12 protein-coding genes are annotated in these 9450 nt (G+C 61.6%); 8 read left to right on the forward strand and 4 right to left on the reverse strand.

Features of this window, described 5'->3' with window-relative positions; translation table 11 throughout:
* Nucleotides 1–147, reverse strand: a 147-nt coding sequence (locus tag EN914_RS12845; RefSeq protein ID WP_127389105.1) for an SDR family NAD(P)-dependent oxidoreductase, incomplete at its 3' end; no start/stop codon positions are given.
* A gap of 227 nt (nucleotides 148–374) precedes the next feature.
* Here EN914_RS12845 and EN914_RS12850 point away from each other — a divergent pair.
* The 6 genes from EN914_RS12850 (at nucleotide 375) to EN914_RS12875 (ending at nucleotide 4920) form a co-directional block, all read left to right on the forward strand.
* The gene (locus EN914_RS12850) at nucleotides 375–1409 is read left to right on the forward strand and encodes a cysteine synthase A (protein ID WP_024505082.1); all 1035 of its coding nucleotides are present in this window, start codon (nucleotides 375–377) and stop codon (nucleotides 1407–1409) included.
* Entirely contained in the window at nucleotides 1409–2152 is a 744-nt protein-coding gene (locus EN914_RS12855) for an alanyl-tRNA editing protein (RefSeq protein ID WP_024505083.1), read from the forward strand. The genes EN914_RS12850 and EN914_RS12855 overlap by 1 nt, the downstream gene beginning before the upstream one ends.
* A 38-nt stretch (nucleotides 2153–2190) precedes the next feature.
* Nucleotides 2191–3057 carry a 3-mercaptopyruvate sulfurtransferase gene (gene sseA, locus EN914_RS12860; protein WP_024505084.1) on the forward strand — a complete coding sequence of 289 codons (867 nt, stop codon included), beginning with the start codon at nucleotides 2191–2193 and terminating at the stop codon, nucleotides 3055–3057.
* A gap of 5 nt (nucleotides 3058–3062) precedes the next feature.
* A complete protein-coding gene (locus tag EN914_RS12865) occupies nucleotides 3063–3626 on the forward strand; it encodes a GNAT family N-acetyltransferase (RefSeq protein ID WP_013531462.1) in 564 nt (187 codons plus the stop codon).
* Nucleotides 3627–3737: 111 nt separating this feature from the next.
* On the forward strand, nucleotides 3738–4295 hold the full coding sequence (locus tag EN914_RS12870; protein WP_024505085.1) for an OmpA family protein: 558 nt from the start codon (nucleotides 3738–3740) through the stop codon (nucleotides 4293–4295).
* Nucleotides 4296–4452: 157 nt separating this feature from the next.
* Complete coding sequence (locus EN914_RS12875; RefSeq protein WP_024505086.1) at nucleotides 4453–4920, forward strand: DUF1203 domain-containing protein; 468 nt, start codon at nucleotides 4453–4455, stop codon at nucleotides 4918–4920.
* Between the two features lie 234 nt (nucleotides 4921–5154).
* Here the strand turns inward: EN914_RS12875 and EN914_RS12880 are convergent, their stop codons facing one another.
* Both EN914_RS12880 and ald read right to left on the reverse strand, forming a co-directional pair.
* Nucleotides 5155–6462: an outer membrane protein gene (locus EN914_RS12880; RefSeq protein ID WP_024505087.1), complete on the reverse strand. Its 1308-nt coding sequence runs from the start codon at nucleotides 6460–6462 to the stop codon at nucleotides 5155–5157.
* 205 nt (nucleotides 6463–6667) lie between these two features.
* Nucleotides 6668–7783 carry an alanine dehydrogenase gene (ald, locus tag EN914_RS12885; RefSeq protein WP_024505088.1) on the reverse strand — a complete coding sequence of 372 codons (1116 nt, stop codon included), beginning with the start codon at nucleotides 7781–7783 and terminating at the stop codon, nucleotides 6668–6670.
* 156 nt (nucleotides 7784–7939) lie between these two features.
* Between ald and EN914_RS12890 the strand changes: the two genes are divergently transcribed.
* Nucleotides 7940–8413 (forward strand): Lrp/AsnC family transcriptional regulator, encoded by a 474-nt coding sequence (locus tag EN914_RS12890; RefSeq protein WP_024505089.1) that lies wholly within the window; start codon nucleotides 7940–7942, stop codon nucleotides 8411–8413.
* Here the strand turns inward: EN914_RS12890 and EN914_RS12895 are convergent.
* Nucleotides 8410–9060: a 5-formyltetrahydrofolate cyclo-ligase gene (locus tag EN914_RS12895; protein WP_013531468.1), complete on the reverse strand. Its 651-nt coding sequence runs from the start codon at nucleotides 9058–9060 to the stop codon at nucleotides 8410–8412. The two genes, EN914_RS12890 and EN914_RS12895, sit on opposite strands and share 4 nt — an antisense overlap.
* Before the next feature lie 163 nt (nucleotides 9061–9223).
* Between EN914_RS12895 and EN914_RS12900 the strand changes: the two genes are divergently transcribed.
* A partial coding sequence (locus EN914_RS12900) for an FAD-dependent oxidoreductase (RefSeq protein WP_164778730.1) occupies nucleotides 9224–9450 on the forward strand: 227 nt, incomplete at its 3' end.

Below are 9450 nucleotides of genomic sequence, written 5' to 3' on the forward strand. Positions count from 1 at the left end.
CGTGTCGATCGGATCGTCGTCGAGCGCCGTCACCGCGACGGCATAGCCCTGGGAAGCAAGATCCCTGGCCAGGGCACGGCCGATGCCGCTCGATCCGCCCGTGATCCAGGCGACGCCGTGCTTCGGGTTGGCCCGGTAGAGTGTCATGCTGCGCCCTGTCGACTTGTTGGTGCTTTGCTCTAGCGATGAAGAAATCGAATGAAAAGCTGCTTTTCAACGTCAGCCGGAAAATGAGCTGTGGCGCAAGAGGTCGGTTTCGGGAAGCGCTGACGCAACTACAGTACCGCAAATGCGACTGGACCAGACAAATTCTTGCCTTGAAACTGCAGCTTCGGGTTTCTAGGGTTTCGGCGCACCTACACAAGGAATCCTGAATGCCCCGTTCTGTGATCGACGCGATCGGCAACACGCCTTTGATCCGCCTCAACAAAGCTTCGGAACAAACCGGTTGCGAGATCCTGGGCAAGGCCGAATTCATGAATCCGGGCCAGTCGGTCAAGGATCGCGCCGGCCTGTTCATCATCCGCGACGCCGAGCAGCGTGGGCTGCTGAGGCCCGGCGGCGTCGTCGTCGAGGGAACGGCGGGCAACACTGGCATCGGGTTGACGCTGGTCGCCAAGGCGCTCGGCTATCGCACCGTCATCGTCATTCCCGACACACAGAGCCAGGAGAAGAAGGACACGATCAAGCTGCTCGGTGCCGAACTGATCGAAGTGCCTGCCGTGCCCTACAAGAACCCCAACAATTACGTGAAACTGTCGGGGCGGCTGGCCGAGCAACTGGCGCGGACCGAGCCGAACGGCGCCATCTGGGCCAACCAGTTCGACAATGTTGCCAACCGTGACGGCCATATCCGCACCACAGCGGAGGAAATCTGGAGCCAGACCGGCGGCAAGGTCGATGGCTTTGTCTCGGCGGTCGGTTCCGGCGGCACGCTGGCCGGCGTCGCCTTTGGGCTGAAGGCGAAAAGCAAGGATGTGAAGATCGCGCTGGCCGACCCGCTGGGGGCCGCGCTCTACTCCTTCTACACCAGCGGCGAGCTGAAGTCCGAAGGCAGCTCGATCACCGAAGGCATCGGGCAGGGGCGCATCACCGCCAATCTCGAAGGGTTCACGCCGGACTTTTCCTTCCAGGTCCCCGATGAGGATGCGCTGCCGATCGTCTTCGACCTGATCCAGGAAGAGGGGCTTTGCGTCGGTGGCTCGACCGGCATCAACATTGCCGGCGCGATCCGCCTGGCCAGGGAATTGGGTCCCGGCCACACCATCGTGACCATTCTTTGTGACTACGGCACGCGCTATCAGTCAAAACTGTTCAACCCGGAATTCCTGCGCGAGAAACAACTGCCGGTGCCAGGCTGGATGGAGCTGAAGAGCACAATTTCGGTGCCGTTCGAAAAGGTCGCGTGATGGCAAACAGGACGGATGCCCTGTTTCGTGACGACGCCTATCTGCGCACGGCGGATGCGAAGATCGTTGCCGTCAACGACCGCGGCGGCATCATCCTCGACCGGACGATCTTCTACGCCACTTCGGGCGGCCAACCGGGCGATACCGGGTGTCTCGAACGCGCGGACGGCAGCCGCATCGCCATTGCCGCTACCCTCACCGGCGAGACCAAGGACCAGATCATCCATGTGCCGGCGCCTGAGCAAGCGGTGCCACAGGTCGGCGAGACGGTGAGGCTGGCCATCGACTGGGAACGCCGGCATCTCCTGATGCGCATGCATGCGGCTTGCCATTTGCTCACCGTCGTCTGTCCGTTTCCAATCACCGGTGCCGCCGTTTCCGAGGACGACAGCCGTGTCGACTTCGACGCTCCGGATGCCGGCTTCACCAAGGAGGACATCACCGCCGGGCTGATGGAGCTGGTGCGGGCCGATCATCCGATCTTTGTCAGGCTGATCAGTGACGAGGAACTGGCCGCCAATCCCGGCCTGGTGAAATCCAAGAACGTTCGGCCGCCGGCCGGCACCGGCAAGATCCGCCTGGTCTGTATCGGTGACAACGCCTCGGTGGACAGCCAGCCCTGCGGCGGCACCCATGTGAAGAGCACTGGCGAAGTCGGCGAAATCCACATCGGCAAGATCGAGAAGAAGGGCCGTGAAAACCGGCGCTTCCGCATCCGCTTTGGGCCGATGCCGGCAAACTGAACAGACAGTGATCGCCAAAAGGCGAGCAGGAGCACAAAATGGCCGAGGACAGCCCCTTCACCGTCGACGCAGACTGGCTGCAGCAACGTCTCGGCGAGCCGGGCCTGACGATCATCGACGCATCCTGGTATCTCCCGGCGCAGAAGCGCGATGCGCGCGGCGAGTATGATTTGGCCCACATACCGGGCGCACGATTTCTGGATCAGGATGCGGTTTCGGATCCGGATTCGCCCTTGCCGCATACGCTGCCGTCACCGCAGCATTTTGCCCAGTATGTCGGCGCCATGGGCGTTTCGGCCGATGACACCATCGTCGTCTACGATGGTCCGGGTTTCTTCTCGGCGCCCCGGGCGTGGTGGATGTTCAGGGTGATGGGCGTCTTCCAGACCTATATTCTGGATGGCGGCTTCGATGGCTGGAAAGCCGCCGGCAGACCGGTGACGGCTGAGCCGACGAAGATCGCGCCAAGCGTGTTTCATGCCGATTTCGACTCCGGGCGCGTCGCCAGCCTCGCCGACATGCGCCGGATCGTCGACACCAGGGCAAGCCAGATCGCCGACGCCCGGGGACCGGGCCGCTTCACCGGCACTGAACCTGAGCCGCGCGCGGGTATCCGCTCCGGCCATATGCCTGGCGCGCGCAATCTGCCCTATTCGGCGCTGTCGGAAAATGGCGAGCTGCTGTCGAAGGACCGCCTGCGCAAGGCGATCGAGGAGGCCGGCATCGATCTGTCGAAACCTGTCGTCACCTCATGCGGCTCCGGCATTACCGCAGCGGTGGTGACGCTGGCGCTGGAAACGCTTGGCCATACCAACAACAGGCTTTACGACGGCTCCTGGACGGAGTGGGGCGGGCTTTCCGACACGCCTGTCGTGACCGGCCCCGTTGTGATCGGCAAGGAATGAAGACGATGGAAAACGGCGCGCTGGAAGATATTGACGTCACGGTGACGTTTCTCGAGATGCATGTGCCGCCGGCCTATTCGCCGCCGGTGCCCTACAACCGTCAGATCGCGCTGCTGAAGACCAAGGACATTCCGCTGCATTTCTACCGCTATCTGATGGACCGGGTGGGGCGCAAATGGCACTGGGTCAATGTGCTGAGGCTGGATGACGACGAGCTTGCCGCCGGCATTCATCGCGAGGATCGCGACATCAGGGTCCTTTATCTCGACGGCGCACCCGCCGGCTTCTTCGATCTCAAGCCGCATCTGCCGGAAGAAGTCGAGCTCGCCTATTTCGGCATGATGGAACATGCGACGGGACAAGGCATCGGCCGCTGGTTCCTGGGCTCCGCGATCGCTGCCGCCTGGTCGCATGGGCCGAAGCGGGTGACGGTGCAGACCTGCACGCTCGATCATCCGGCGGCTCTGCCGCTCTACCAGAAGCTCGGCTTTGCACCGGTGGCGCAAAAGAAGGAAATCGTGCATCCGCTGCCTTTCGCCGAGCGCGCGGCCAGCGTCATGCGGCCCTAGCCGGAAGCTGACACCAGCTCGAATCTGAACCTGTCGTTCATCGGCCCTTCAGGCTGCTTTTGGCATGTTGCCCGCACCATCAATGCGGCCAAGGCCGAAGGAGACGAAGACATGCTGACCCGCCGTACACTTGCCGCCGCGCTGATCGCGGCGATTGCCATGCCAAGCCTGGCCGCAGCCCAGGCGACAACGCCTTCGGCCGCGACGATCGAGCGGAAGCTCGAGGCGGCACCGCGTGTCAAATTGCGGCCGAACGAGCGCGTCACCATCCGGGAATTCAAGCGGCGCCCGGATTTGCGCCGCATGGCCCGCTCGATCGATATCCAGTCGATCAACTTCGCCTTCGGTTCGGCGGCTATTGCCAACTCGCAATACGACAAGATCGAGACTATTGCCGACGCGCTGCGGCGAATCCTGCGCCGCGATCCCGGCGCCCGCGTGCTGATCGAGGGCCATACCGACGCCGTCGGCTCCTTCCAGTCGAACCAGGCCCTGTCCGAACAACGCGCCGCTTCGCTCAAGCGCACATTGGCGCGCGAATTTAGGGTGCCCGACCATGCACTGGAAACGGTTGGTTACGGTGAGGAGTTTTTGCTGGTGCAGACGCAGAACGAAAACTGGCAGAATCGCCGGGTGACGCTGCGCCGCTTCGACGATTTCATCCGTTGAGTCGCAGCTCCGAAATTTAATTAGCCGGCGCCTTTGACAGGAACCTGATGAGAGCCGATCGCCGAGGGGCGATCGGCTTTTCGACATTTGGCAGGAATCGGGTGGGCGGCGAGGGTTCAAGGACATAATTTCCAATCACGACACCGGAGATTTTTCCATGACCATCCAGTTCAAAGCTTTGCCGACCGAAGCTGTCAGGACGCTGCAGCGTGGTGGCGTCGATGCTTATGGCCAAACGCCCGAGCGAAAGGTCTCAGATGGTGACGGCATGCCTTGCCGGCATTGTTTGAAGAACATAGGAGCCGGCGATGCCTATCTTGTTCTGGCATACAGGCCATTCCCGCAGCTTCAGCCCTATGCCGAAACCGGGCCGATCTTCCTGCATGCCGAGGCATGCGACCGCGCTGCCGAGGGCGAGGCGCTGCCCGAGATTCTCGAAAGCCCCGACTACATCGTGCGCGGCTATGGCAGGGATGACCGTATCGTCTATGGCAGCGGCGGCGTGGTCCCGACCGGAGACATCACCGGGCGGGCCAAGACCTTGTTGGAACGCGACGAGATCGCCTACGTCCATGTCCGCTCGGCGCGCAACAATTGCTACCAGTGCCGCATCGAGCGCGCTTGAGGCTGAGATTAGCCGCTGGAAACAGCTGTCGTACTCCCGTCGCATAGTCGCGATAGAAAGCCATTGTCGATCGATTTGCCGACCGCGGATGAACCGGCGGCAAATCTCGACATCGAGGAAGCGGGGCTTTGGCTCCGCTTTTTTGTTGCCTGCGTTTGGAGCAGACGTATTCCACGCAAGAAAAAAGCCCGCCGGCATGGCCGACGGGCTGCAACTGTTTGGCTGGAGGGCCTTTTAGTTGAACTTGTACTTCGCGCCGAGGCGCACGGTGTGGAAAGAGGAAGTCGAGGTAAGGGTGTCGTCAGGTGCGCCGAATTCCGAAGAAAAGTCCTTCTTGGCGAACTGCGAATAGCGATATTCGAGGCCAACGGTGACATTGCTGGACAGAGCCGTTTCCAGTCCGCCACCGACCGAGAAGCCGCTGGAGCCCCAGTCGAGGATGTCGCCGATCGGGTCGGAAGCGTTCAGGTCGAAATGCTGCCAGCTGTAGCCGGCAAGCGCATAGGCAAGGGTCGATTCGTTCATCTTCATGCCAACGCGGCCCAACACATCGAACCCATAGTCGGTATCGACGTTGATCGATCCGCCGCCGAGATCCAGCTTGGAAGTCATGCCGGAGTAGCGTGCATCGACCATGACGCCTGCGACCCAGCTGCCGAAGTCATGATCATAGCCGACGTTCAGTTCACCAAAGGCACCTTCGCCACCGAGACCATTGAATTCCAGGTCGCCGAGCGGCGGAACGTTGATCTGGTGCACGGACGCACCGGCACCACCAGCGCCGCCGATATAGAAGCCGGTCCAGTTGTAGGCTGGCGTCTCGAAGGCAGCACTGCCGCCGTTCTGGGCACCGAAACGGTAATTGGCTGCGATCTGGAAAGTATGGCGCGAGGTGTCAAGATTCAGGAGACCGTCCGGAACCCCGACGATGCCAGCCTCGGAAAGAAGATCGTCCTTGGTCCCGAAGCCCGTATAGCGATACTCAGTCTTGATCGTCCAATTGCTGTTGATGGCCGTTTCGATGCCACCTCCGACAAAATACCCGCTCTGATCCCAATCAAAGTCGAAGCCAGCGTTCGTATCGAGCTTGTACTTCTGCCAGGAATAGCCACCCAGCACGTATCCCAGAGTGTTTGGCGTCAAGAGGTAGCCGAGACGCAGGCCAGCGTCGAAACCGTAGGTTTCCTTGATCGAAGCGTCGAATCCCGTAATGTCCAGCGTGGTCCCGATGTTGCCGACGTGAGCGTCCAGCAGACCTCCGATGAGGAACCGCGGCGCGACCATATAGTCATAGCCAACCGTCAGCTCACCGTAGACGCCTTCGCCACCAATGCCGTTCAGCGAGACTGGAATAAAATCGCTGCTGAGCTTGTGTACGTTGGCACCGGCGCCGACGCCAAAACCAACGTATAGACCGCTCCAGTTAAAGCCGGCAGCTTCTTCTACCGGCTGCACGACGTCTGCTGCGTGAGCAGCAGATATCAAAGCCACAGCAGAAACAGCACCAAGAAGAAAAGATTTCGCGGATGTGCGAATGAACATATGCCCGTACCCCATGAGTAAACCCAGAATGTCTCTAGCAGGGAACCGGCCGGCACGGGAATGACAAATATGCAACAATGATGAGCAAAGTGCCGTTGCGTCACATCTTTCGACGCCATGCTTTGCCTGAAAAACAGGCTCGCAAGAAAAAACCCGCCGGCATGGAACCGGCGGGCTGGATTGAAAGGAGCTGTTTTCGCGAAAATCAGGCGGCGAGTACCGCTTTCGGCTCGACCAGTTCGTAGCCGAGCGCCTCGGCAACTGCGCGGTTGGTGATCTTGCCCTTGTGGACATTGAGGCCGTTGCGCAGGTGATGATCGTCGACCAGCGCCTTGAGGCCCTTGTCGGCGAGCTGCAGGCCGTAGTGAAGCGTCGCGTTGTTGAGCGCGTGGGCCGACGTGACGGGCACGGCACCCGGCATGTTGGCGACGCAATAGTGGATGACGCCGTCGACCTCATAGGTCGGCTCGGCATGGATGGTGGCGTGCGAGGTCTCGAAGCAGCCGCCCTGGTCGATGGCGACATCGACTAGCACCGAGCCTTTCTTCATGCCCGACAGCATTTCGCGCGAAACCAGTTTTGGCGCCGCGGCACCCGGGATCAGCACCGCGCCGACGACGATGTCGGCTGAAAAACACTCTTCTTCCAGCGCCTCGACAGTCGAGTAACGAGTGTGGACGCGGCCGGCAAAGAGATCGTCGAGCTGGCGCAGGCGCGGGATCGAGCGGTCGATGATGGTGACGTCGGCGCCAAGGCCCGCCGCCATCCTGGCCGCGTGCAGGCCGACGACGCCACCGCCGAGAACGGTGACTTTGCCGGGCAGCACGCCGGGCACGCCGCCCAGCAGCACGCCGCGGCCGCCATTGGCCTTCTGCAGCGCCGTGGCGCCGGCCTGGATCGACAGGCGTCCGGCAACTTCCGACATCGGCGCCAGCAGCGGCAGGCCGCCACGGTCGTCGGTCACGGTCTCGTAGGCGATTGCCGTTACGCCGGACGCAAGCAGGCCCTTGGTCTGCTCCGGATCCGGAGCAAGGTGGAGGTAGGTATACAGGATCTGGCCTTCGCGAAGCTGCGCCCATTCGCTGGGCTGCGGCTCCTTGACCTTGACGATCATGTCCGACCTGGCGAACACCTCGGCGGCCGTCTTGGCAATCGTGGCGCCGGCGGCGCGATAGGCGTTGTCATCGGCGCCGATGCCGGCACCGGCCCCGGTCTCGACCAGCACTTCGTGGCCATGGGCGACATATTCGCGGACCGAGCCGGGGGTGAGGCCGACGCGGTATTCGTGGTTCTTGATTTCCTTGGGGCAGCCGACGCGCATTTTCTTCTCCTGATCCGGCCCTTTTGGGCTCGTTCCCTGTATGGCTGGAGTGAACCACGAATCGTTGCGCAGGTGTTTGCGAATGCGCTTGCGCCCACCGGCCGGTTTCGATAATTGTTGCGCGAAACAGCAAGATATTCGCAGGATTCACGAATAATGCCGCTCGACAGGATCGATATCGCCATTCTCGAGGCTTTGCAGAAGGATGGCAGGATACCCAATGCGGCGCTGGCCGAGAAGGTCGGCCTGTCGCAGTCGGCCTGTTCGCGCCGGCTCGACAATCTGGAGAAATCCGGAACCATTCGCGGCTACCACGCCCGGCTTTCCAATGTGGCACTTGGCCACCAGATGACGGCGATCGTGCACATATCGCTGTCGGGGCAGTTCGAGAAGACGCTGTCGGATTTCGAGGCGGCGATCAAGCGCTGCCCGAACGTGCTGTCCTGTCACCTGATGTCGGGCGAATACGACTACATCCTGCGGATCGCGGCGAAGGATCTCGTCGACTATGAGCGCATCCACAAGGAATGGCTGTCGGCGATGCCGCATGTGACCAAGATCAATTCGTCCTTTGCGCTACGCGAAATCGTCGACAGGACCGCCATGGGCATGAAGCCGGAAATGGCCTAGGCCTCCGTTACCACCCGATCCATCGGAATGTCGTGCGGCTGCGGGTAGATGGTCGCGATGCGCTGCAGCTCGTAGCCGACGCCGATGACCAGTGGCTTGAACGGCATCGCTGCCAGCGTACGGTCGAAGAAACCGCCGCCATAACCCAGGCGGTAGTTCAGGGGATCGATGCCGACGATCGGCGAGATAACGATGTCCGGCAGCACCGGATCGCCCTCGGCCGGGATCGGGATGTTCCAGACACCTTTCTCCAGCCGGTCGCCTGCTTTGTAGGCGCGGAAGATCAGCGGCTGCCCCTTCTCGATGACGATGGGCAGGGCGGTGCGGCCGCCGCGTTCGTTTATGGACGCCATCCAAGGCCGCAAATCCGGCTCGCCGCGAAACGGCCAGTAGAGACTGACCATGCGGCCGGCGATCTCGCCGATTACCGCGTCGAGGCCATCGGCGATGCGTTGCGACATTACCGTTCGCGCGTCGGCCGAAACAGCAAGACGCGCGGCGATCAGGCGTTCGCGCTCAGCCTTGCGCCAGCGTCTCACATCGGTCCAGTCGCTCGAAGGCGCACGGAATTCCGGATCGAGTTCGTGCATGAAACAGGGCGGCGAAGAATACTGCGCCGGAGCATCGTCGTCACGATCGTTGGCCATGCCTCACCTCATCGCGTGTTCGATGACGCTATACCTCGCGATACGATACAACATGTGCATTCACGACATGCAACGACGAGTCTCGGGCACTGGCCATCTGTTGTTGCATTGCACAAAAATACCTACATGCAGGACAGGCAATCTTGCTATCAAGGTGAACGGAATGAACGAAGCCAGGCATCATGTCGTCGTTGTCGGCGCGGGGTTCGGCGGCCTCGAGTTCACCCGTGCGCTTGCCGGCGCTCCCGTGCGCATCACCATGATCGACAAGCGCAACCATCACCTCTTCCAGCCGCTGCTCTACCAGGTGGCGACGACGGCGCTGGCCACCTCCGAGGTTGCCTGGCCGATCCGCCACCTCCTGCGCAACCGCAAGGATGTGACGACGCT

It is taken from the genome of Mesorhizobium sp. M7A.F.Ca.CA.001.08.2.1, assembly GCF_003998455.1.
GTDB classification, from domain to species: domain Bacteria; phylum Pseudomonadota; class Alphaproteobacteria; order Rhizobiales; family Rhizobiaceae; genus Mesorhizobium; species Mesorhizobium ciceri.

Bases quoted from the DNA above. Each gene is read 5' to 3' on its own strand.
- EN914_RS12850 (WP_024505082.1), top strand. From the start codon at position 375: ATGCCCCGTTCTGTGATCGACGCGATCGGCAACACGCCTTTGATCCGC.
- EN914_RS12855 (WP_024505083.1), top strand. From the start codon at position 1,409: ATGGCAAACAGGACGGATGCCCTGTTTCGTGACGACGCCTATCTGCGC.
- sseA (WP_024505084.1), top strand. From the start codon at position 2,191: ATGGCCGAGGACAGCCCCTTCACCGTCGACGCAGACTGGCTGCAGCAA.
- EN914_RS12865 (WP_013531462.1), top strand. From the start codon at position 3,063: ATGGAAAACGGCGCGCTGGAAGATATTGACGTCACGGTGACGTTTCTC.
- EN914_RS12870 (WP_024505085.1), top strand. From the start codon at position 3,738: ATGCTGACCCGCCGTACACTTGCCGCCGCGCTGATCGCGGCGATTGCC.
- EN914_RS12875 (WP_024505086.1), top strand. From the start codon at position 4,453: ATGACCATCCAGTTCAAAGCTTTGCCGACCGAAGCTGTCAGGACGCTG.
- EN914_RS12880 (WP_024505087.1), bottom strand. From the start codon at position 6,462: ATGTTCATTCGCACATCCGCGAAATCTTTTCTTCTTGGTGCTGTTTCT.
- ald (WP_024505088.1), bottom strand. From the start codon at position 7,783: ATGCGCGTCGGCTGCCCCAAGGAAATCAAGAACCACGAATACCGCGTC.
- EN914_RS12890 (WP_024505089.1), top strand. From the start codon at position 7,940: ATGCCGCTCGACAGGATCGATATCGCCATTCTCGAGGCTTTGCAGAAG.
- EN914_RS12895 (WP_013531468.1), bottom strand. From the start codon at position 9,060: ATGGCCAACGATCGTGACGACGATGCTCCGGCGCAGTATTCTTCGCCG.